Origin of the sequence: Enterococcus sp. DIV0008, assembly GCF_050542615.1 — a bacterium.
In the GTDB taxonomy this organism is placed as follows: Bacteria; Bacillota; Bacilli; order Lactobacillales; family Enterococcaceae; genus Enterococcus_D; species Enterococcus_D innesii.
Map to the genome: position 1 here is coordinate 2,916,679 of NZ_CP172937.1, position 20,766 is coordinate 2,937,444.

Sequence of the window (20,766 nt, forward strand, 5' to 3'; positions counted from 1 at the left end):
TTTCATGAATCAATGGTTACTTTTCATAGAAACATTCCCATCGACGGTTAAAAAAACTTAGGATAAGAAGGTCGCTACTTTGGTCGTAATCAAATCGATGGCTACGTGGTTTTCGCCGCCTTCTGGTACGATGACATCAGCATACCGTTTTGTCGGTTCGATGAATTGATGATACATTGGTTTTACCACCGTCAAGTATTGTTCGATCACAGAATCCAACGTCCGGCCACGTTCTTCCATATCACGTTTGATTCGGCGAATAATCCGAATATCATCGTCTGTATCAACATAAAGTTTAATATCCATTAAATTACGTAATCGCTCATCTTCTAGAATCAAGATCCCTTCCAAGATAATGACTTCTTTGGGTTCTTGAATGATCGTTGCTTCGCTGCGAGTATGAGCGACATAATCATAGACAGGTTTTTCGATCGTTTGATATGCAAGCAGCTGCTGCAAGTGATCGATCAACAAATCAGTATCAAATGCAAAAGGATGGTCATAGTTGGTGTTCAACCGTTCTTCAAAGCTCAGATCACTTTGGTCTTTATAGTAGGAGTCTTGTTCAAGCATCATAATAGAATGGTTGGGGAAATGATTAAAGATCGCCCGACTCACGCTTGTTTTTCCACTACCTGATCCACCTGTCACACCAATAATAATGGGCTTGCCATTCGTCATTCAATTAACCTCTTTCATCTTAAAAAATTCACACTGGTTCTATTATAGCGAAAATTCGGCAAATTACTACTGTTTCTGTAGAATCAGTGCTGTAATAAAGGAAGTAATTGCTGCAAACGTTCGATCTCGTAAGTAGGCTGAATCTCACCACTGTTTTTTTTCTTTGGATTGAACCAAATCGTATCAATCCCTGCCAATTGTCCGCCTAAGATATCTGAAGTCAGTGAATCGCCAATGATGACTGTTTCTTGTTTTTTTACGTTTGGTATGCGAGCAAACACGTAGTCAAAATATTCTTTCATTGGTTTTTGATACCCTGTATCTTCTGAAACAAAAATATCACGGAAATAGGGCTTTAATTTGGCATCTTCCAAGCGGCGGTATTGGGTTTCAGAAACCCCGTTGGTCACCACGTATAGGTCAAAATGTTGCGCTAACTCCGCTAAGACCTCATCACTATTGTCTAACAGTTTATGTCCTTCATTTAGAAATTCTCGGTACGCCAATTCAACTGCTGAACTATCGACCTGAATGCCTTGCGTTTCAAAAAACAAGCCGAAACGCTCATTGATGACTTGGTCTCTCGTGATTTTTCCTTGCTCAAACTGCTGCCACAAATCATGATTGATGGTTTGATAGCTTTGTTTGCGCTCTGGGGTCATTTCCAAGCCATGAGCTTCAAATAGTGCTTTTAAGGCTTGATCTTCGGTATCTTGAAAGTCGAGGATCGTGTCATCGACATCAAATAATAATGTTTTATACTTCATTTTCTCCCTCTTTCTCAGCGGAAATGCGCCGCCAATCCTTTTAATTCTTCTTGCGTCAACGAGCGATAACTGCCCACTGCTAAATCATCTGGTAGAACCAGCGAACCCATCGCTGTTCGTTTCAGCTGAATCACTTTTTTTCCCCGAGCTAGAAACATCTTCTTCACTTGATGGAACTTGCCTTCAGCAATTTCTAACGAAACAAAGGAACGATCCGCTCGGACATCGATGATCGTTAGGGCAGCTGGTTTGCAAGTGACACCACCATGAAAGGTGATCCCTGTGGCAAATGCCGCCACATCTTCAGGGGTCACCAAGTCATTGACCACCACTTCATATCGCTTGGTCACCTTTTTCGTGGGATGCAGCAAGTCATAGCCTAACTGACCATTCGTCGTAACTAATACCAACCCTTCCGTGTCCCGATCCAATCGACCGACGGCATAAAGATCTGGGTGCTGGTCCTTTGGTGCAATCAAATCGATCACTGTCTGGTGCTGTTGATCAACATTCGCTGTAACAACACCATTGGGCTTGTTGACGATATAATAGCGTTCCTGCGTCTCCAACTGCCGACCCGCAACGATGATTTGATGGATGGCGCTATCGACATTGCGCTCAGGTCTTCGCTCAATCCTTTGATCCACAAGGACCTTTCCTTGCTGGAACAACCGTTTCATCTCTTTCCGAGAAGTATTCAATTGTTGCTCGATCACTTTATCTAAACGCATAAGTTCTTCTCCATAGTGGCTATTATAGCTCAGGATCTAGCGAAAGGAAACTGCTGGGATTTCATATGATTTGACTTTCTTTGTCTTTTTGCGTAAGGTTAAAGAGTAAAGTAAATATAGTTTCTCATACACAGCGTTATGACCTGGTGGAGAAAAGTTGAACCAAAACTTTCTGGGGCAGTTGTGTACACAACTGCCCTTTTGCGTGTTTTCACTCACGTACCACTTAATGTGCAGAGTTAACAAAATTTGCTTAAAAAATCTCGTTATTAACGAGAAAATTTTAGGAGGAATTGAGTTATGTCAGTATCATTAGAAGTTACGAAAAGAGAAGTTCGCCCACGTTCTTTACGGAACAAGTTGCGTCACGAAGGAAAAGTACCTGCAATTGTCAATGGGTACAAAGTAGAAAGCACACCGATTGCTGTCAATGCAGCAGAATTAGAAAAGATCTTGCGTGAAAATGGATTGAATACCGTTATTACGATTAGTTTAGAAGGTAAAAAAGTTAATACACTGATCAAAGAGTATCAATCAGATACCTTCACACGCAATTTAACCCACGTTGAATTCCTATCTGTCGATATGAATGAAGAAACCGAAGTAGAAGCAGAAGTAACCTTGATTGGCGAATCTGCTGGTGTCAAAGCTGGTGGTGTTCTAGCACAAAACTTGTATACAGTCGTTGTATCAGCAACACCAGACAAATTGCCGGAACGTGTTGAGATCGATGTAACGTCATTAGAGATCGGTGATTCATTAACAGTGGCTGATCTGCCTAAGAACGACGAGTACACGATCGTGACCGATCCAGAAGAACAAATCGTTGCGGTTACTGAACCACAAGAAATCTCTGAAGATGAAGAAGCCGGCGAAGCTGCTGAGCCAGCAGTTATCGGTGAAGACGAAGAATAATCATAGACCGACATTCTTATAATCGCGTCTTCAATCAACAGACAGTTCTAAGAAATGTAAGACTCTTGAAGGGCTTTCCCTTTAAGAGTCTTTTTCATTCTTACGAAGGGCTAGTGCGCTGCAACTGGCTATTTTCCGCTGAAAGGCGTCATTGCAAAACTTTGTCCAACCATCCCAACAAATTTTTAAGAGAATATTTAAAATGCGTCGCTGACCAAAAAGAAAAGCAGAAGTAGTTGCATTTTTGACGGTTCTTCATTATGATAAATAGACAAATTTGATGTTAATGGCAAGCCTACTTGAAGGAGGGGTTTATTATGTTTGAAACATTTGATGATCACCGCAGTCGTTACGCTTCTGGCGGTATTGTTCAAACACTACCTAGCGAACTGATCGATAGTATATGGTTAATCATTGATCTTGATTTAAAAGGGTTTATTCCGTTGACAAATCTGCTCACCTTTGAAGTCCAAAACAATCATGGTCGTGTCACCCTGCTTTTTTCTCAAGCCCAAAGTCAAATCGAACTTGGTGTTGATCTACCGTACCGGTATTCCGACCTGTATCCCCAAAAAGTCTATGTATATGACGATGGGCAACGGCAAACGATTTTATTGCCTAGTGAGACCCGTTAACGTCCATTCATATTGATTTTTTATAACGATACCTATATAAAAAACCACCCTTTTTGTTTTAGAAGGTGGTTTTTTTTTGCATCCCTCCTCTCATTTAATTTTATCTAGCAGCAATTTCAAATAAATGCTCGACAAAAAACCTCGTTTTTTATTACGTTTTATTGACTATTTTTTGTGCATTAAAATAACGAGTGAATTTCCCTTATAATAAGGACAGTTGTAAAATTCAGCTGAAAGAGGTGCATGATGTTGAAAAATATTCTTGAAAAAGATATTATGCAAATGCTGCGACTGTCCACAACACTCTTAACCGAAAATCCCCTCCCCTTGAGTAAAGCTGCTGCCGCCCAAAATCTCTCTGTCAAAACGATCCGTCGACTGTTATCAAGCTATTTAAACGAGGATCTTTCCTTCCACTATGATGTAGAACAAGGACATATTCGCGCAATCCATCGTTTGCAGCAGCCATCAACCGGCCACTCCCTGTCCCATACAGAAATGATTGCTGCACTGTTCAACAAAAGCGTGAATTATCAGCTTCTCTTGCTCTTGTTAAAAATGCCGACTATTTCCTTTGCAGATCTCTACAAACGCTATTATCTTAGCCCATCCAGTTTGCATCGGCGCTTTTCAGCCTTTTCCAGCTTTTTAGCACCTTATCAACTAGCTATCGATCGCCGCAGCTATCCTTTGATTACTGGCAATGAACGACAACTGCGCTATTTGCTTTTTCGCCTTACCCTCTTAGCAAACCCAACGCTTTCCCCCAAACAAGCGTTTCAAGAACTGAAGAAGATCCATCAGTTACGAGCAAAGGCTTTTTATCCTAGCACCCCCGCCCCGTTTACTCAGCAAATTTATCCAACATGTTTTGTGCCACGTTTTTATTTAGTTGGTGAACGCAGCTACTTATTTTTATGGAAACAGCTGCTAACACTGGAACCTTTCTATGTGCCAACAGAAGAAGCCTTCCTTTTGCGACGAATCATCACGCCGATTTTGTTGGAGCATCCGCTCCAACAGCCGTTAGAGGTTCTTTTGCCGAAAATTTTTCAAACCCATCTGCTGGGGGCATTGTTGGAAGGCAATTTATTTGTCTATCCGCCACTAAACCCTCGCTTATCTGAACGTTCCCGACGTTTGGTCCAGGCTTTATTGACACAGCTTCCCCATTACGAAAAACTTTTAAAGAAGCACCCTGAGCTTCCCTTGCTTTATGAATGCATTTGGCAAGAGCTCTCTTTTTTCCAACCGATCATTGCCTTTCCCCAACAAAAAGAGCGCCCGCTTGAATAGCGGTACGCTCTTTTTAAAATCATTTTACTATCAGTAAATTATTGTGCGTCAGCATCAACGATTTTCACTGAACCTTGCCATTGTTTTTCAACAAAGTCTTTGATTTCGTCTGAATGCAACACTTCGATCAATTTCTTGATTTTGTCGCTATCTTCATCACCACTGCGGACAGCGATCACGTTGACATAAGGAGAATTATCCGCTTCTAACAAAACAGAATCATCCGCTGGATTCAAATCGATTCCGAAGGCGAAGTTCGCATTGATGGCAATTAGGTCTGCTTCGTCGTTTTGATAAGCAGTCGCCAAAAGAGATGGATCGACGTCATGTTTAAATTCTAAGTTTTTCGGATTTTCAGCAATATCATCAAAGGTTGCCGTTTCTGTATCAACGCCGTCTTTTAAGGTGATCAAGTCAGCATCTTGTAAAATCGTTAGGATACGACCCCAGTCAGATTCAGAAGTGGAGGTAAGAACCGTTGCACCATCTTCTAGTTCCGAAATATCAGAGATTCGTTTTGAGTAAAGACCCATTGGCTCGATATGGATCGCACCGGCATTGACAAAGTCATAGCCATTGTCTGCGATTTGTTTGTTTAGATAAGGAATGTGTTGGAAGTAATTGGCATCGATATCACCATTTTCCAATGCTTTGTTTGGCAACACATAATCATCGAAGGTTTTGATTTCAAGGTCAATGCCTTCTTCTGCTAGTAAAGGTTTGGCTTGTTCTAAAATTTCCGCATGAGGGGTAACTGATGCACCGATCACTAATTTTGTTGATTCTCCCTCAGCCGCAGATGAGTCAGAGCTTCCTGAATTTGAGCCCGTTCCGCAAGCAGCTAAAGCGGCAGTTAATAATAACGTTGTTGCAATACCAAAAATCTTTTTCATATCCATTTCCTCCCATATTTTCCACTTTTTGTTCTTCGTTTCATTTACCGTTTGTCGGTGGTCTTCGCAAGGAAATCGCCGACCCCTTGGATAATGAAAACGATAATTAAAATAATCACTGTTGCGACAAGGGTAACAGTGTAATTTCCACGTTGAAATCCTTCTTGCCAAGCCAAAGCGCCTAGCCCACCGGCACCAATCGCGCCTGCCATGGCGGTATAACCAATCATTGAGATCGTTGTGACTGTCAGTCCTGAAATCAATGCCGGAACACTTTCTGGGATCACGATCTTATAAATGATCTCCCAGTAACTAGCGCCCATCGCTTCTGCAGCTTCAATCACACCAGGATTGACTTCACGAAAAGCAATTTCCACCATCCGAGCATAAAACGGCGCAGCCGATAAAACTAATGCTGGGATCGCTGCTTTTGCCCCTAGGAACGAACCGACTAATAACGTTGTAAAGGGAATGATCAAGACCATTAAAATCATGAATGGTGTTGAGCGAAAGGCGTTGCTGATGATGGAAACCACATTATAGAAAATGTTGGCTCCCGCCGTTTGTTTACGCCCTAGTGAATAAAGCGCCAATCCTAGAAGCAAACCGATCACAACCACTAAAACCATGGAGAAGAAAGTCATAAACAAGGTATCTAGGGTTGCTTGCTGCATGTTGGCCCAATCGACTTTTTCAAAATTAAAATAGGTTTCTACAAATGACTTATCCACGTTCAATCACCTCCACGCCTACTTGCTGCTCTTTGAAAAAGGTGATCGCTTTTTCGATCTCATTTGCTTCACCTGTCAATAAGACCGTCAAGCCGCCAAAGGATCCTTCATTGGTTTGTTGGATCTTTCCATAAACGACATTGACATCGATCTGAAAGCGGCGAATCGCTTGTGAAATGACTGGTTCATTGGCGTTGTCTTGTGTGAATGTCAAGGTCACTAAATGCCCTTGCGGATTTTCTCGTAAGAAGGCTTGTCGTAGTTCTTCGACATCTTCTTCTGGTTCCAAATCTTGCTGAACAAAACGTTTGGTCACTTCCTGCTGCGGGTTACGGAAAACCGATTGTACTGATCCTTCTTCCACGATCTGCCCGTGCTCCATCACCGCGACCTTGTTGCAGATTTTGCGAATGACGTTCATTTCATGGGTAATCAGCACGATCGTCAAATGTAATTTTTTATTGATGGAAAGCAAGAGATCCAACACTTCTTCTGTTGTTTGTGGATCTAACGCACTCGTTGCTTCATCACACAGCAAAATTTCTGGTTCATTCGCTAGTGCACGAGCAATCCCGACTCTTTGCTTTTGTCCGCCAGACAATTGTGCCGGATAGGCAGTTTCCCGTCCTTCCAACCCAACTAACTTGATCAGCTCTTGCGCTCGTTGCCGGCGTTTTGCTTTTTCAACGCCTGCCAACTCCAATGGCAATTCGATGTTCTCCGCCACCGTTCGAGACCATAATAGATTAAAGTGCTGAAAAATCATGCCGATTTTTTTGCGGAAGTTTCTCAATTCTTTGTTTTTCAATGCCAAAATATTTTGACCGTTAATGACTACATCTCCTGCTGTCGGCAATTCTAAGCCGTTCAACAAACGAACTAATGTACTTTTCCCAGCACCAGAGTAGCCGACGATTCCATAGATATCGCCTTTTTCCACTTGCAGTGAAACATCATTGACGGCGTGGACAGCCGTTTGCTTTTTGCCGAATGACTTTTTTACATGCGACAATTCGATTAATGCCATGTTATTCCCATCTTTCCTCTTTGGTTGGTTAAACACAAAAAAAGCTTTCATCCTCTGTACATTATACTGTTACAAAGGACGAAAGCACAACTTCCGCGTTACCACCTTGATTTACTGTCGATTCACATCAACAGCCTCGCTCAGTACTTGAATTGCTTCGCATACTGCTGCACTGTAACGGGTGCCTCCCGTGATAGGCTTGTTTCCACTCACCTCTCATGCTCAAAGACCATCTTCCATCCTCTCTCCGTTGCCCATTTGCACCAAACAGGGCTCTCTGTGTACGTTAAGAACATGTACTCTTCTTTTCAAAGCATTCATTTATTGAGCAAATTATAGCAACGTCTTATCCGACTGTCAATTCTTTTTGAAAAAATAGTCGTTTTTACAGATTTGACTTACAAAGCTTCAAATTGACTTGGGTCAACCTCTTTGAAGCTGACCAGCCAAGCATTCATTTCGTCTTCATCATTTAAGGTATCAATGGATTGATCGATTTTTTCATTTACGGAAGAAATCACGCCCGTCAATGGACTTGGAAATTCACTGACTGCTTTTTCCGCTTCTAGCTCAACAAGGGTCTCTCCTTGTTTTAAAGCAGTTCCTGCTTTTTGAATCGAAGCAAACGTGACCGCACCAAGTTCTTCTTGCGCTTCTTTTGTTAAACCGACACAATATTCTTTCCCGTTAAACAAAACCCACAAATTATCTTTTTTTCTTAAGCATTTCTTTTCCATGATTCTAGTAAGACTCCTTCATATTCATTTTCTTTAAATCCATTAATCAAAAAGCGGTCGCCGCTAACTAGCAGTGGGCGCTTGATCAACATACCATCGGTTGCCAGCACGTCGGCTGCGTCTTGGGCAGTCATGGTCGGCACTTTTTCTTTTAATTGCAATTCACGGTATTTCATGCCGCTTGTGTTAAAGAAACGGGTTAACGGTGCTTCGCTTGATTGGATCCAAGCCAGCAATTGTTCCGGTTGAGGCGGTGTGGTCACCATATCGATCGCTTCAAAGGGAATCTCGTGCTCTTCTAACCAACGCTTCGCATTTCGGCATGTACTGCATTTTGGGTACCAATAAAATGTAATCATGTGAACTCCTTAAAGTGTTTTTGGTGCGGTCTCAGCTTGATAGCGCATCGATAAAATCAAACCGATCCCAATCATATTGCTTAATAGGGCAGATCCTCCTTGGCTAATAAACGGCAGTGGAATTCCCGTCAACGGTAAGAGACCGATGTTTGCGCCAATGTTTTCAAACACATGGAAGAGAATCATCATAATGATCCCAGTTGCCAAGTAAGCATAAAATTCATTGTTGGTATCGAAACATACGCGGATCATCCGATAGATCAAAATAAAATACAATAAAATGACAAACGCGCTGCCAATAAACCCAAAATTCTCACCGATCACCGAAAAAATCATATCGGATTCTCGGACTGGTACATACACATCGCTGACATTAAATCCTTTCCCGAACATCCCGCCAGAGGCGATCGCCATCAGAGCGTACGCCAATTGGAAGGATTGCCCTTGGGTATCATGAAAAGGATCTAGCCACGAATCGATACGGGCGAACTGGTACTCTTTAAAGATCCCTGTATTGTACAGCAACTCACGACCAACATCGGTAGTCACTAAGAAAATCGTTCCGCCGCCGAGAATCACGAATGCCGCAATCACTGGCACAACGATTCGCCAAGAGATCCCCGACATCAAGAAGACCCCACCGAAAATCGCCAGAAAGACCAACATCGTACCAAAGTCGTTTTGCAAGGTGATCAGGATCAGTACTGGAATCGTGACGGCCAACATTTTCGCAATCAGCAACCCATCTGTTTTCAGATCTCGTTCCCGATGCTTGACATTGTGCTGTGTGACGACTAAGGCCAACATCATAATATAGGCGATCTTCATCAACTCTGACGGCTGGAGAGTAAAGGCCCCAAAACGGAACCAGTTTTTTGACCCTGTCGAGGCAGCCATTGTCCGGTCGTAAAATTTCAAAAGCGCCAACATGACGGCTAATCCGGCTCCATAAATATAGGGCGTCAATTTCCAAAGCCATTTTGATTTGATCTGCATGATAATAATCACCGCAATAATACCTAGCACATACCATAAAGCTTGAAACCCTAAAGTTCGCAACATATTCGGGTTATTTGGATCGTGGGTCAACGCCACATACAAGGACGCCACACCAATCAGACATAATAAAAATACGGGTAGAATCACACCGTAGTCAATTCGATTATCGTTCGTTTTTATTCGTGAATTTTCCATGTCCACACTCTCTTCTGTAGAATCTTTATCCATTATAGTGATATTTGAGGAGAAAAGAAAGGATTGTCCACGAGCATTCACAAAAAATTTAGAAACTTTAATGATTTTCGGGAAAAGAGGGTTAAAAACAATCCGAAATTGTTTAGAATTACAGTGAAAGAAGGGCTATATTCTGATTCATATCTGATCAATCAGAGTAAAACGATCGTATATGTACTAGATAGGAAGTTCAGCGACATACTTTTCAATGAAAACTCGCTGAATTCGTCTATTCTCCTTACTTAATAAAAATATCTTATTCTAAGTATTCTTCTTTATTTTTGATAAATCTTTCCTCAATGTAACAGAATAAAGCAACTTTAACTCCATGATAGATCGCCACCTAGTTTTCGTTTCAAATAGATAGCAACATATGACTACTCTTAACTACTTTGTCCAAAATATAAATTGATGCACGACGAGCCTATTTACCACATTAATGTGGTAATGAAATGTTATTTACGCCACCACATAATTTCACTAGAATACAATTAAGGAAGCGCTTCCGGAGGTGAACCAATGATTTTAAATAATCGAGAACAACTGCTGTTGCAACTACTATTAGAACAAACGGAGTTTCGCCCTGCCTCTTTTTTTCAAAAGCAGTTAAATGTATCCCAAAAAACGGTTTATAACAATTTAACGACTTTAGAAAAGAAACTAAAAGATTCGGGACTAGCTCTCAAAAAAGTACCAAGAAAAGGAATCTTTTTATCTGGTTCTGAATCAGCAAAACAGAATGGTTATCGATTGTTAGCAAAAAAAGAGACTAAACTCGAACTATTTTCACCTAATTATCGTAAAATCTTTATTTTCGCTAACTATCTGTTTTCAGTAAAACCAATGCATTATCAGGAATTCTCTGAATATTTTTATATTAGCAACCAGTCAATAAAGAAAGATGTTGATGAAATCGTTGCTTTCTGTCGATTCCATCAAGTATCAACAAAAATGACTACTAGCGGACTCAAGCTAACCTCAGTTGAATCTGCTGCTCAAAACGTATTCAAATCTTTTTTAGAGAAGTATACCGACGCCAAAGCCAGTGAAAATCTTTTGGTCAACAATCTCTTTGACTCTAAGGTTCTCGATTTAACGAAGAAATTTGTCTCAGACATGACTCAAACAATCGGCCATCCAGTCAATAATTATTCTATTGAATCTTTGAAGCTTTCATTGCGAATTTTTCTTTCAAGACTTCTTATAGATAAACACATTGAAAAACAAGAGCAGCTAGTATTTGACGAACTTAGACGAATGAAATTCTATATGATCGCGGTTGATTTTTCTGAAATGATCCAACAGCAACTACCTGTTCAATTTAGTGATACAGATATTCAATATGTATGTTCCTTGTTATTAGCACACGGCATCGAGCCTTTTGGTCAAATGGATGAGCCTCACGAATCTACTATCACAAATTGTACGAAACAAATTATTCAAAAAATGTCACATATGTTAAACGCAGATCTGACACAAGATAAATTATTGCTGCAAACATTATTGGCTCATATCGTTCCCATGATCCATCGATCAAAGACAGGAATTTTATTGAAAAACCCACTGATAAAAAGTATCAAAAAACAATACTCAACAATGTATACATTGACCAAATATGCAATTGGAGATTTAGAGGAGCGATTTCAAATCTTATTAACAGAAGACGAAGTTTCTTTTCTGACGATCCATTTTCAGCTAGCCTTTGAAAAGATAAAAATTACTAACCATATACTAATTGTTTGCCAATCTGGTTTTGCTACATCGGAGTTGATTTTTAACCGTATCAAACAAACGATCGCTGCTGATACCGTATTGGAGATCATTCCTTTGAGTAAACTGGTCAGTACATCTCTTGAAACTGTTGATCTGATCATATCAACTATTCCATTGGACATTACAGCACCGCCAGTTATTTATATTTCGCCGCTTCCTACTACCGAAGAAATAGGAAGAATCTCAGCAAAGATATCTAATCTTAATGAGAATGAGAAAAATTTTTACTCAAAAAAATACCAGAAAACGACTTTATTACAAAAATATTTAGATCCTACTTTCCTTTTTGTCAAAAAAAAGTTTCGAACAAAAAAAGATGTACTGGATTTTTTAGCAGATGATTATCTGAAAAAAAAGCTTGTTACAACAAAATTTAAGCATTCTCTATTTGAACGAGAGGAACTAGGAAGCACTGGCTTAAAGACGGGAGTAGCCATTCCACATGCTGATCCACATACAGTGAAAGAAACAAAACTTGCTTTTCTCACCCTCGATGCGCCAATTACTTGGGGAGACACAAAAATCCAACTAATTGTTTTGCTTGCGATTGCTGAAGAAAACATGATCGAGGCAAAAGAGTTGATCGCTTCGATTTACGGATTGTTTAACTCAGCCGAAGAAATTCAATGGATCGTTAATAGTCAAACGCAAGAAGAACTGTATCAAAGATTGTTAAGAGGAGGAAATTGATCATGTTTTTTGATCACCAAATCGTGTTACTTGAAAAAGATTCTAAAACAAAAGAGGAAGCTTTTCGACTATTAGCAGACGAACTCATCAAAACTCATTGTGTAAATGATCAGTTCTATCAAAATATCGTACAGCGAGAAGAAACCTTTCCTACAGGTTTAAAAATTAACGGCATTGGGGTAGCGATCCCACATACGGACAGCAAATTTGTTTTACGATCCCAAGTCGCTTTTATGTCACTTGCCTCTCCCCTTTCATTTATTGAAATGGGTTCGCAAGAAAAGAAAATCGATGTATCTCTGTTGTTCATGCTTGCATTGAAGGAACCACATGAGCAATTGGGTATGCTACAAAATCTTATCTCTATGTTTCAAACACCAGGGGTTTTGGAAGCCCTATCCTCAGTAACGACTAAAGAAGCGTATCTTTCGATTATTGAAAAAAATGGACTGCAATAAAAAGGAGGAACAATTATGTTAAATGCATTACAGTGGTTCGTTGATCTAGGTTCAATCGTTGTTTTGCCTATTTTAATTTTTATTTTTGGAATAATTTTGGGAACCAAGCCTGGCAAAGCCTTTACTTCAGCCTTAACTGTTGGTGTCGGGTTTGTTGGATTGAATTTGGTGATTGACCTTCTAAGCAGCAGCTTGGGTCCTGCCGCCCAGCATATGGTTGAACGTCTAGGATTAAATTTGACAACGATTGATGTCGGATGGCCTGCCGCAGCGGCAATTTCTTACGGGACGATTTTAGGAAGCCTTGCGATTCCGATTGGTGTGGTCCTAAATGTTTTACTCATCATTTTAGGGCTGACTAAAGTATTGAATGTAGATATTTGGAATATTTGGCACGCAGCCTTCATCTCTTCTCTGATTTATGCCCTCACTGGAGACTTTGCAATGGGGATCGCGGCCACCGTCATCTATTTGATGATGATTCTTTTAATGGGAGATATTTTAGGTCCGATCATTAATAAGTTCTACGGATTTCCTAATATCACTTTTCCTCATGGTACCGCCGCACCAGGATTCATCTTTGCACTTCCGATGAATTGGCTCTTTGATCGTATTCCGGGACTAAAAGATTGGAAAGCAGATCCAGAAACCATTCAGAAAAAATTTGGTGTCTTTGGTGACTCTACTGTTATGGGCTTTTTGATTGGTCTCATCATGGGAATACTTGCCGGATATGACACAGCAGGTGTCGGCCAATTAGCCGTCCAAACAGGCGCTGTGATGGTTTTGATGCCTAAAATGGTTGCTTTACTGATGGAAGGTCTAACGCCTATTTCTGAATCTGCAAATGAATTCGTCAAAAAACGGTTTCCTGGAAGAGAGCTTTACATCGGTATGGATGCAGCATTATCGGTTGGTCATCCAGCTGTCCTTTCTTCCTCATTGCTGCTAGTTCCGATCACTATTTTGTTAGCCGTAGTTCTACCTGGCAATACGACCTTGCCTTTTGGTGATTTAGCAACCATTCCCTTTCTGATTTGCTTGATGGCTGCTGTTTTTGGAGGAAACATCATTCGAACAGTAATTGCTGGAACGATTTATATGGTAAGCATTCTCTATATTACTTCGTGGGCAGCACCGCTTGTCACTACTGCTGCTCGATCCGCAAACTTTGATCTACAAGGAAACTCTATGATCACTGCTATGGCTGAAGGTGGTTTATGGACCACATTCCTTTATGTCGGCTTAACCAAAATATTAAGCTGGGGCGGTTTAGCCATAATTGGCGTCTCTGTTTTGTTTGGATTGATTTATGTAAATAAAATTCGTCCCAAGAAACAAACATCGAAATTATAGGAGGAAATGATAATGAAAAAACTATTGATTATGTGCGGTACAGGTGTTGCAACTTCAACAATTGTAACAAATAAGGTAAAAGAATGGCTGAAAGAAAAAGGGATGACTGATCAAGTGAAACTGTATCAATCCAAAGTGGCAGATGAGATGAATAAAATTGATAACTATGACATCGTGGTGAGTACAACGGTTGTTCCAGACTCAATCAAAGATCGCGTAATTATGGGGCTGCCACTCTTAACAGGGATTGGTACAGAAGAAATGTACGCGGAAATCGAAAAGAAAATCAAAGAATAAGGAGAATGCCCTATGTTGGTCACAACAAAAGAACTATTCGCACATGCAGAAAAACACAATTATGCATTACCCGCAGCAAATTTTTTCGACTTAACTAGTGCAAGAACATACGCGGAGACTGCTGAACGTTTAAACAAGCCTTTGATATTGGCCTTCGCTCAGTCCCATATGAACATGTTGACTTTAGAAGAGGCTGCCATGATTGGAAAATTTTTAGCAAAAAAAAGCACTACACCTATCGCTTTGCACTTAGATCACGGTACCGATGAAGAGGTCATCAAAAGAGCCATTCATTTAGGTTTTACTTCCGTAATGATCGACGCTTCTGAGGAGTCATTCGAAGAAAATGTCCGTCGGTCAAAGGAGATCGCCGATTACGCTCATAAAAATGGTGTCGTTGTTGAAGCCGAAATCGGGCACGTTGGGTCGGAAAACAGTCTGGAATCAGCCGTAAATAGTCAATCTATTTACACAGAACCTTCTGAGGCTGTTGCATTTGCCAAATTAACCGGGGTTGATTCGTTGGCAGTTTCTATTGGCACCTCTCACGGACATTATCAAGGGATACCCAAAATAAATTTTGACGTTTTAAAGGAAATACACCATGCCGTCAATGTTCCTCTTGTTCTGCATGGCGGATCCTCTTCTGGCGATGAAAACCTTGAAAAATGTGCCTTAGAAGGTATCCGGAAAATAAATATTTTTACTGACTTTGTCACTGCTGCTATGAATGAAATTCACAAAAATCAACCAAATGACTATTTCGATTTACTTCATTCAGCAAGCAATGGAATGTCCAAGACACTCGAGCACTATTTTACAGTCTTTCATACCAAACCTTACCGTGAAGGAGAAAGCTAATGAAAAAAAGAACTTTAAGAACGCCATTCTTTGTCATCAATCCTAAAGCCTATCTTTATGGAAAACAAGCATTGGCATTGGCAAAAGCTGCTGATGAGTTGTCATCTTTGTATGACATCGACATTCTATTTACTGTTCAGCATGCAGACGTTTCTTTAATTAAACAGGCAACAACACATTTATTCGTCACTGTCCAACATTTAGACGGAATCAAAATTGGTCGTGGAATGGGCTATGTTTTACCCGAAGCAGTGGCAGAAGCCGGAGCTGAAGCTACCTTTTTAAACCATGCTGAACACCCCATGACATTGCAAGAACTGACTAAAGCGATTCAGCGCTCAAATGAATTGGGTCTCTTAACAATTGTCTGTGCGAATTCATTGACTGAAGCGAGAGCCGCGGCTTCCCTAAAACCCGATGTGATGGTTTGCGAGCCAACCGAACTAATTGGGACAGGACAAACCAGTGATCTTCAATACATGACGGAAACAAATCGTGTTGTTCGGGAAATTGATCCAGAAATCCTGATTTTGCAGGCTGCTGGTATATCTAGTGCTGCCGATGTTGAAAAAGCTTTGTCGTCAGGTGCTGATGGTACCGGAGGGACAAGCGGTATTGTGCAAGCAGATGATCCAGTTCAAACCCTTACAGAAATGATCAAACAAGCGGTGAAGCACAAAAAGGAGGATTAACACTGTGAAATTTTTAAAAGAGCAACTGACGTTAACTTCTAACGGGAATCGAGTGTCTTACCACAACATCACAGAAGAAGTGAAAGCAATGGTTGAAAAAAGCGGAATTTCAAATGGAATCTGTCTCGTACAGTCTCCCCATACGACTTGTTCTGTTATCTTTGAAGAATACATGCATGATACAGACTTTAACGGAGATGAATTTCTTCAAGTTGATTTAAACCGAATTCTCGATAAAATTATTCCTCGTGAACTATCAGAAAATACCGATTATCGTTATCCTGGACCAAAGCATTTAGAATTTTTGATGAGTCTGGACGATCCAAACTACCCAACAGATCCAGCAACGATTTTAAACGGCGATGCACATATTCGCTCGAGTTTTTTCGGTGCAAGCGAAAGCTTTATTTTAAGTAATGGCAAGCTAGAGATCGGCTCTGTAGGCTATATCTATTTTGTTGATTTCGATCAAAATCGTGTGCGAAATAGGACATGCCATGTAATGCTAATGGGCGAATAAGAACAGTTATCGGGTAAATCAGGAAAAATTTAGATTACTTATCGCCTGCAAAAGAAAAACCATGAATCCTCTAAAAGAAGATTCATGGTTTTTCATTTCTTATGCCAGCTGCAGGATTCGAACCTGTGACCTACGCGTTACGAGTGCGTTGCTCTACCAACTGAGCTAAGCTGGCGTTGTATGGCACAAAGAAAATTATATGCAAAAACGGTTGTTTTGTAAAGAGGTCTGCTGAAAAAAATCTACTTACTGAAATTTTCCGAAAATTGTGATATAATAGAAGTATCAAGGAGGTTTTTACATGGCAACATTTGGTAAATTCGAAACAACAATTGTCCCGTCACAAGAAGGTTCAACGTTTGAGGTCGCTACTCCTGTCATGTTCACGTTCCATGGGAAGAAACAAACTGGTACCATCACAAAGCAGTTGAAAAACTCTGCGGTGGTCGAGCTGAACGAAACCCCAGAAAACCAGAAATTAGTTTCGCAAAGTAATGGTGTATTGATCATCAATTACAAACAATTAACCAAACTATAACCCGTTTAATGCAAGGAGAAAATCAGTTGATTTTCTCCTTTTTTCATTGTCTGTTTTTTTGAAAAACGCAAAAAAAGCCATGGATAACCGATCGAACCGTTTTGGCTGTCGATCTTCTTCCATGGCGTCATTGACGAGGCAAAACTTGAAGCAGTTGCCGTTGTCGTATTTGTATTGATTTATTTTGTACCGAATAGACGGTCACCGGCATCGCCCAAACCAGGAACGATATAGCCGTGTTCATTTAGGCGTTCATCAAGATTTGCAGTGTAGATGTCAACATCTGGATGGGCATCTTGCAATGCTTTCACGCCTTCTGGTGCAGCAACTAAGCAGACGAATTTCATGTTTGAAGCACCACGTTTTTTCAGTGCATCGATCGCCATGATCGCTGAACCACCCGTAGCTAACATTGGGTCAACGATAAATAATTGACGTTCATCGATATCTTCAGGTAATTTTACGAAGTATTCGTGTGGTTCTAGCGTTTCTTCATCACGGTACATCCCGATATGACCAACTTTTGCGGCTGGGATCAATTCAAGGATACCATCAACCATGCCTAGACCTGCGCGCAGGATCGGAATGATCGCTACCTTTTTACCAGATAGTGTTTTTTGTGTTGATTCTTCAATTGGTGTTTCAATCACTAGATCTTCAAGCGGCATGTCGCGAGACACTTCATACGCCATCAACATTGCGATTTCATTAACAACTTCACGGAAAACCTTTGTTCCACAGTTCTTGTCGCGGATCATTGTTAATTTGTGTTGGATCAGCGGGTGATCGATTACTTGAAATTTACCCATTTAAAAAAATCTCCTTTGGTTTTTCTCTTATTTTAAAGCAAATCGGCTCTTGTTACAACCATCTGCCCCAGGCAATGCTGCTTTTCCTCAAAAAAAGGATTGTGTTAGAAGGAAGGAGACAAGACGGCATGTAACACGCCTCTACGTTCATTCTAGCCCCTTTTTCACTTTTGGTGATCAAAAAGAGCTGGAGCGCAGGAAAAACGCGTGAGACGTCTTGTCTGACCTTAACTTCTGTCACAGTCCCCTTTTATTTGTTTTTGTAAAGTGGATAGTTGTCCGTCAATTCTTTGACTTGCGCCGCTACTTCTGCCAAGACGGCTTCATCATTTGGTTTTTCTAAAACTTTGACGATCAATTTCGCTACTTCGACACAATCTTCTTCTTTAAAGCCACGACTAGTGATCGCTGGTGTCCCCACGCGAATCCCACTCGTTTTGAAAGGACTTAATGATTCGAAAGGAATCGAGTTTTTATTGACGGTAATATTGACTTGATCCAGCAAGGCTTCTGCTTCTTTTCCGTTCAAATCAAAGCCACGCACATCGATCAATAATAGGTGATTGTCTGTTGCACCAGAGACCAAGCGGGCTTGTGGTGCTTGGTTGAAGACTTTCGCCATTGCTTGCGCATTGCGGATGACTTGTTCAGAGTACTCTTTGAACGACTCATCTTGTGCTTCTTTAAAAGCGACAGCTTTCGCTGCGATCACGTGCTCTAATGGTCCGCCTTGGATGCCAGGGAAAACGGCACTATTGATTTTTTTCGCTAAGTCTTCATCATTTGTTAAAATCAAGCCGCCTCGAGGGCCGCGTAATGTTTTATGGGTCGTAGAAGTCGTGATGTCCGCATAAGGAACTGGGTTTGGATGAAGACCAGCCGCTACTAAACCAGCGATATGCGCCATATCCACCATCAATTTTGCGCCAACTTCATCAGCGATTTCACGGAACTTCGCAAAATCGATCGTACGTGAGTAAGCACTGGCACCGGCAACGATCAGTTTCGGTTGATGCTTGCGCGCCAAAATACGAACGACATTGTAGTCAATGACTTCTGTTGCAGGATCAACACCATAACTAACAAAATTATAGGTCTTGCCACTGAAATTCACTGGTGAGCCATGGGTCAAATGACCGCCTGCGGAAAGATCCATCCCTAATACTGTATCGCCTGTTTCGATCAACGCTAAATAAGCTGCTGTGTTGGCTTGAGAACCAGAATGCGGTTGAACATTGGCATATGCCGCACCGAAAATACTTTTCGCCCGTTCAATTGCTAAGTTTTCTACCACATCAACAAATTCACAACCGCCATAGTAACGACGACCTGGATAACCCTCAGCGTATTTATTTGTCAAAATACTACCTTGCGCAGCCATTACACCTTCTGAAACGATATTTTCAGACGCAATCAATTCCAAATTGTTTTGTTGACGATTCGTTTCTTTTTCGATCGCTTGCCACAATTCGGGATCAAACGTTTGATAATCCATGCTTACAACACCCCTTTACCTTAATGGTAGCATTGTATCACATTTCTTCATAAGCTACCTATAATGAATTCTGGTTTTTTGCTAATTTTCTTGAAAGAAACTTTGATTTGCAGCTTTTTTCAACCGATTCATATAAGCAGCCCCTAAGCCGCTTTCTGGAAACGTGGGTGCAAATAAGATATCTAGCTCAGCAATCGATTCATCTAACGCCCGTAACCCCGCAAACAGCCCTTTTGTCGCGGCTTCCACACTGTCATCAAAAAATAAATAAATGGCTGCCGCTTCAAAGCGGACTTGCTCGGCGATCGTCGGTCCAGCTAAAACACCTACCTTAAGCTGCTGTTCTTTTGCCCAATCCATGGCTGCCGACCAATCTTGGTCATTGACCATCATGACGTTAGTATTCGGTGCATAGTGCTTGTATTTCATGCCTGGCGCTTTGGGTGCTTCACTTTCTGTTACTAAGTGCTGATCGACGAGGACTTTCGTTTGTAAGACTGCTTCAAGCTGTTCTTTAGAGATCGCACCAGGGCGTAAGATGACCGGCGGCGCCGTTGGGTCACTCAAATCTAAGACTGTTGATTCGACACCGATCTGCGTCACCCCATCATCCAAGATGCCAGCAATTTTGCCTGCCAGATCATGCTGAACATGCGCAGCTGATGTTGGGCTTGGTTTACCAGATGTATTCGCGCTAGGACCAACCAATGGCTGTTGGGCTTGTTTGATCAACGCTAACGTCTTGGTGTTGTTGGGCATCCGAAAAGCCGCTGTGGATAAGCCGCCAGTAACGATGCTAGGTAAACTGTCTTTTTTGATCGAAAAGATCAAGGTTAAGGGCCCCGGCCAGAAAGTTTCCATCAATTTATCAGCGAAGGGATGCTTGTTATCCACAAACGGTTCCAACTGCTCTGGCTCGGCAATATGAACGATCAAAGGGTTGTCACTAGGTCGTCCTTTGACTTGATATACTTGCGCAACAGCATTGGGCAAAAGCGCGCTAGCCCCTAGTCCATAGACGGTTTCCGTCGGGAACGCCACTAATCCCCCTTCAGCTAAAATAGCTGCTGCTTCGTTTAACTGTGATTGATCAAAAATTTTTGTTTCCACAATTTATCCACATCCTTTTTTGAGAAGTTTCCACACTTATCAACATTTTCTGGTTTCTTTTCCACATTTTGTGGATAAGTCGTTTGTCAAGTGTGGATAACCCTGTTTATAACTCGGTTTATTTAGAAGACGTTCATTTCATAAGGTTTTTGTAATTTTTCC

The 20,766-nt window shown here is 41.1% G+C and carries 23 protein-coding genes, 1 tRNA gene and 1 other annotated feature; of the genes, 11 read left to right on the top strand and 13 right to left on the bottom strand.

Translation table 11 applies throughout. From position 1 onward, the window contains the following. Positions 1-57: 57 nt before the first annotated feature. The 3 genes from udk to IGI84_RS13645 all read right to left on the bottom strand — a co-directional run bounded on the left by udk (position 58) and on the right by IGI84_RS13645 (position 2,179). Positions 58-681 carry a uridine kinase gene (udk, locus tag IGI84_RS13635; RefSeq protein ID WP_005227927.1) on the bottom strand — a complete coding sequence of 208 codons (624 nt, stop codon included), beginning with the start codon at positions 679-681 and terminating at the stop codon, positions 58-60. Positions 682-764: 83 nt separating this feature from the next. Next, the gene (locus tag IGI84_RS13640; protein ID WP_220426494.1) at positions 765-1,448 is read right to left on the bottom strand and encodes a YjjG family noncanonical pyrimidine nucleotidase; all 684 of its coding nucleotides are present in this window, start codon (positions 1,446-1,448) and stop codon (positions 765-767) included. Positions 1,449-1,462: 14 nt separating this feature from the next. Continuing rightward, positions 1,463-2,179 (bottom strand): 16S rRNA pseudouridine(516) synthase, encoded by a 717-nt coding sequence (locus IGI84_RS13645; protein WP_220426495.1) that lies wholly within the window; start codon positions 2,177-2,179, stop codon positions 1,463-1,465. Between the two features lie 300 nt (positions 2,180-2,479). On the opposite strand from IGI84_RS13645, the gene IGI84_RS13650 reads away from it, so the two are divergent. The 3 genes from IGI84_RS13650 to IGI84_RS13660 all read left to right on the top strand — a co-directional run bounded on the left by IGI84_RS13650 (position 2,480) and on the right by IGI84_RS13660 (position 5,025). Beyond that, a complete protein-coding gene (locus IGI84_RS13650; protein WP_005227923.1) occupies positions 2,480-3,094 on the top strand; it encodes a 50S ribosomal protein L25/general stress protein Ctc in 615 nt (204 codons plus the stop codon). Positions 3,095-3,411: 317 nt separating this feature from the next. Continuing rightward, a complete protein-coding gene (locus tag IGI84_RS13655; protein ID WP_005233624.1) occupies positions 3,412-3,729 on the top strand; it encodes a DUF960 domain-containing protein in 318 nt (105 codons plus the stop codon). 243 nt (positions 3,730-3,972) lie between these two features. Continuing rightward, on the top strand, positions 3,973-5,025 hold the full coding sequence (locus IGI84_RS13660; protein ID WP_430600456.1) for a helix-turn-helix domain-containing protein: 1,053 nt from the start codon (positions 3,973-3,975) through the stop codon (positions 5,023-5,025). Between the two features lie 38 nt (positions 5,026-5,063). Here IGI84_RS13660 and IGI84_RS13665 read toward each other — a convergent pair whose 3' ends face one another. From IGI84_RS13665 to IGI84_RS13690, 6 genes are all read right to left on the bottom strand, one after another. Further along, the gene (locus tag IGI84_RS13665; RefSeq protein WP_077452288.1) at positions 5,064-5,918 is read right to left on the bottom strand and encodes a MetQ/NlpA family ABC transporter substrate-binding protein; all 855 of its coding nucleotides are present in this window, start codon (positions 5,916-5,918) and stop codon (positions 5,064-5,066) included. 44 nt (positions 5,919-5,962) lie between these two features. After that, positions 5,963-6,649 (bottom strand): methionine ABC transporter permease, encoded by a 687-nt coding sequence (locus IGI84_RS13670; protein WP_140966487.1) that lies wholly within the window; start codon positions 6,647-6,649, stop codon positions 5,963-5,965. Further along, positions 6,642-7,676 (bottom strand): methionine ABC transporter ATP-binding protein, encoded by a 1,035-nt coding sequence (locus tag IGI84_RS13675; RefSeq protein WP_077452289.1) that lies wholly within the window; start codon positions 7,674-7,676, stop codon positions 6,642-6,644. Before IGI84_RS13675 ends, IGI84_RS13670 begins: the two co-directional genes overlap by 8 nt. Positions 7,677-7,747: 71 nt before the next feature. Then, positions 7,748-7,997 (bottom strand) — a binding site (T-box leader). A 77-nt stretch (positions 7,998-8,074) separates the two neighbouring features. Next, positions 8,075-8,413: a glycine cleavage system protein H gene (locus IGI84_RS13680; RefSeq protein WP_010749086.1), complete on the bottom strand. Its 339-nt coding sequence runs from the start codon at positions 8,411-8,413 to the stop codon at positions 8,075-8,077. Beyond that, positions 8,395-8,772, bottom strand: coding sequence for an arsenate reductase family protein (locus IGI84_RS13685; protein WP_005233612.1), 378 nt, complete (start codon positions 8,770-8,772; stop codon positions 8,395-8,397). Before IGI84_RS13685 ends, IGI84_RS13680 begins: the two co-directional genes overlap by 19 nt. Before the next feature lie 9 nt (positions 8,773-8,781). Next, positions 8,782-9,966 carry an FtsW/RodA/SpoVE family cell cycle protein gene (locus tag IGI84_RS13690; protein WP_034872154.1) on the bottom strand — a complete coding sequence of 395 codons (1,185 nt, stop codon included), beginning with the start codon at positions 9,964-9,966 and terminating at the stop codon, positions 8,782-8,784. A gap of 558 nt (positions 9,967-10,524) precedes the next feature. Here IGI84_RS13690 and IGI84_RS13695 point away from each other — a divergent pair. From IGI84_RS13695 to IGI84_RS13725, 7 genes are read left to right on the top strand one after another with little or no spacing between them, the layout of a single operon-like run. Then, positions 10,525-12,468: a BglG family transcription antiterminator gene (locus tag IGI84_RS13695; RefSeq protein ID WP_086291631.1), complete on the top strand. Its 1,944-nt coding sequence runs from the start codon at positions 10,525-10,527 to the stop codon at positions 12,466-12,468. Positions 12,469-12,470: 2 nt separating this feature from the next. Continuing rightward, positions 12,471-12,926: a PTS sugar transporter subunit IIA gene (locus IGI84_RS13700; protein ID WP_005233600.1), complete on the top strand. Its 456-nt coding sequence runs from the start codon at positions 12,471-12,473 to the stop codon at positions 12,924-12,926. 15 nt (positions 12,927-12,941) lie between these two features. Further along, positions 12,942-14,282 (top strand): PTS galactitol transporter subunit IIC, encoded by a 1,341-nt coding sequence (locus IGI84_RS13705; protein WP_016612941.1) that lies wholly within the window; start codon positions 12,942-12,944, stop codon positions 14,280-14,282. Positions 14,283-14,294: 12 nt separating this feature from the next. Next, complete coding sequence (locus IGI84_RS13710) at positions 14,295-14,579, top strand: PTS sugar transporter subunit IIB (RefSeq protein ID WP_010749080.1); 285 nt, start codon at positions 14,295-14,297, stop codon at positions 14,577-14,579. A 12-nt stretch (positions 14,580-14,591) separates the two neighbouring features. Then, a complete protein-coding gene (locus IGI84_RS13715) occupies positions 14,592-15,440 on the top strand; it encodes a class II fructose-bisphosphate aldolase (RefSeq protein ID WP_200126459.1) in 849 nt (282 codons plus the stop codon). Further along, a complete protein-coding gene (locus tag IGI84_RS13720; RefSeq protein ID WP_200126461.1) occupies positions 15,440-16,132 on the top strand; it encodes a triose-phosphate isomerase in 693 nt (230 codons plus the stop codon). Before IGI84_RS13715 ends, IGI84_RS13720 begins: the two co-directional genes overlap by 1 nt. Before the next feature lie 4 nt (positions 16,133-16,136). Beyond that, the gene (locus IGI84_RS13725; RefSeq protein WP_008379364.1) at positions 16,137-16,652 is read left to right on the top strand and encodes a YjbQ family protein; all 516 of its coding nucleotides are present in this window, start codon (positions 16,137-16,139) and stop codon (positions 16,650-16,652) included. Positions 16,653-16,754: 102 nt separating this feature from the next. Here IGI84_RS13725 and IGI84_RS13730 read toward each other — a convergent pair. Further along, a tRNA-Thr gene (locus IGI84_RS13730) sits at positions 16,755-16,827 on the bottom strand. Positions 16,828-16,953: 126 nt separating this feature from the next. On the opposite strand from IGI84_RS13730, the gene IGI84_RS13735 reads away from it, so the two are divergent. Beyond that, positions 16,954-17,190, top strand: a complete 237-nt coding sequence (locus IGI84_RS13735; RefSeq protein ID WP_005227896.1) for a hypothetical protein — start codon at positions 16,954-16,956, stop codon at positions 17,188-17,190. A gap of 179 nt (positions 17,191-17,369) precedes the next feature. Here IGI84_RS13735 and upp read toward each other — a convergent pair whose 3' ends face one another. From upp to IGI84_RS13750, 3 genes are all read right to left on the bottom strand, one after another. Next, positions 17,370-17,999, bottom strand: a complete 630-nt coding sequence (gene upp, locus IGI84_RS13740; RefSeq protein ID WP_005227894.1) for a uracil phosphoribosyltransferase — start codon at positions 17,997-17,999, stop codon at positions 17,370-17,372. A 250-nt stretch (positions 18,000-18,249) separates the two neighbouring features. Then, entirely contained in the window at positions 18,250-19,494 is a 1,245-nt protein-coding gene (glyA, locus tag IGI84_RS13745; protein WP_142437369.1) for a serine hydroxymethyltransferase, read from the bottom strand. 81 nt (positions 19,495-19,575) lie between these two features. Then, a complete protein-coding gene (locus IGI84_RS13750) occupies positions 19,576-20,604 on the bottom strand; it encodes an L-threonylcarbamoyladenylate synthase (RefSeq protein WP_220426497.1) in 1,029 nt (342 codons plus the stop codon). Positions 20,605-20,766 lie beyond the last annotated feature (162 nt).

Excerpts from the sequence above, each read along its gene's own strand:
- udk (WP_005227927.1), bottom strand. The coding sequence starts at position 681 with ATGACGAATGGCAAGCCCATTATTATTGGTGTGACAGGTGGATCAGGT.
- IGI84_RS13640 (WP_220426494.1), bottom strand. The coding sequence starts at position 1,448 with ATGAAGTATAAAACATTATTATTTGATGTCGATGACACGATCCTCGAC.
- IGI84_RS13645 (WP_220426495.1), bottom strand. The coding sequence starts at position 2,179 with ATGCGTTTAGATAAAGTGATCGAGCAACAATTGAATACTTCTCGGAAA.
- IGI84_RS13650 (WP_005227923.1), top strand. The coding sequence starts at position 2,480 with ATGTCAGTATCATTAGAAGTTACGAAAAGAGAAGTTCGCCCACGTTCT.
- IGI84_RS13655 (WP_005233624.1), top strand. The coding sequence starts at position 3,412 with ATGTTTGAAACATTTGATGATCACCGCAGTCGTTACGCTTCTGGCGGT.
- IGI84_RS13660 (WP_430600456.1), top strand. The coding sequence starts at position 3,973 with ATGATGTTGAAAAATATTCTTGAAAAAGATATTATGCAAATGCTGCGA.
- IGI84_RS13665 (WP_077452288.1), bottom strand. The coding sequence starts at position 5,918 with ATGAAAAAGATTTTTGGTATTGCAACAACGTTATTATTAACTGCCGCT.
- IGI84_RS13675 (WP_077452289.1), bottom strand. The coding sequence starts at position 7,676 with ATGGCATTAATCGAATTGTCGCATGTAAAAAAGTCATTCGGCAAAAAG.
- IGI84_RS13680 (WP_010749086.1), bottom strand. The coding sequence starts at position 8,413 with ATGGAAAAGAAATGCTTAAGAAAAAAAGATAATTTGTGGGTTTTGTTT.
- IGI84_RS13685 (WP_005233612.1), bottom strand. The coding sequence starts at position 8,772 with ATGATTACATTTTATTGGTACCCAAAATGCAGTACATGCCGAAATGCG.
- IGI84_RS13690 (WP_034872154.1), bottom strand. The coding sequence starts at position 9,966 with ATGGAAAATTCACGAATAAAAACGAACGATAATCGAATTGACTACGGT.
- IGI84_RS13695 (WP_086291631.1), top strand. The coding sequence starts at position 10,525 with ATGATTTTAAATAATCGAGAACAACTGCTGTTGCAACTACTATTAGAA.
- IGI84_RS13700 (WP_005233600.1), top strand. The coding sequence starts at position 12,471 with ATGTTTTTTGATCACCAAATCGTGTTACTTGAAAAAGATTCTAAAACA.
- IGI84_RS13705 (WP_016612941.1), top strand. The coding sequence starts at position 12,942 with ATGTTAAATGCATTACAGTGGTTCGTTGATCTAGGTTCAATCGTTGTT.
- IGI84_RS13710 (WP_010749080.1), top strand. The coding sequence starts at position 14,295 with ATGAAAAAACTATTGATTATGTGCGGTACAGGTGTTGCAACTTCAACA.
- IGI84_RS13715 (WP_200126459.1), top strand. The coding sequence starts at position 14,592 with ATGTTGGTCACAACAAAAGAACTATTCGCACATGCAGAAAAACACAAT.
- IGI84_RS13720 (WP_200126461.1), top strand. The coding sequence starts at position 15,440 with ATGAAAAAAAGAACTTTAAGAACGCCATTCTTTGTCATCAATCCTAAA.
- IGI84_RS13735 (WP_005227896.1), top strand. The coding sequence starts at position 16,954 with ATGGCAACATTTGGTAAATTCGAAACAACAATTGTCCCGTCACAAGAA.
- upp (WP_005227894.1), bottom strand. The coding sequence starts at position 17,999 with ATGGGTAAATTTCAAGTAATCGATCACCCGCTGATCCAACACAAATTA.
- glyA (WP_142437369.1), bottom strand. The coding sequence starts at position 19,494 with ATGGATTATCAAACGTTTGATCCCGAATTGTGGCAAGCGATCGAAAAA.